Annotated in this window: 1 protein-coding gene; it reads right to left on the bottom strand. The window is 58.5% G+C overall.

The window, feature by feature from the left end:
* Positions 1-277, bottom strand: a 277-nt coding sequence (locus AAEY83_RS14600) for a hypothetical protein (RefSeq protein WP_351059990.1), incomplete at both ends; no start/stop codon positions are given.

Raw genomic sequence — 277 nt, 5'->3', positions numbered from 1 at the left:
CCAATAGCGGGTGTCACCATTGGCCAGTTGTACCGGTTTGAAGCGGTCGATGAACGCTACGATTTCCTTGGGCAATACCTTGCGAAACTCGGCCGCGCCAATCGCACCGCCGACGGCGAACATGCCCAGCTGGATCATCGATTCCACGGTGCCCATCAGGTGTTCGACCGCTTCGGTCGTGCGTCCCTGCGCCCACTCGACAATGCCTTCGAATACTTCATCGAGCATCTGATAGGCCATGTACGCCATCATCGCTTCACCGAGCACCGGCACGAAG

Origin of the sequence: Psychrobacter sp. TB20-MNA-CIBAN-0197 (assembly GCF_040309765.1) — a bacterium.
GTDB lineage: Bacteria > Pseudomonadota > Gammaproteobacteria > Pseudomonadales > Moraxellaceae > Psychrobacter > Psychrobacter submarinus.
This window is presented reverse-complemented; position numbering and strand designations above follow the sequence as displayed.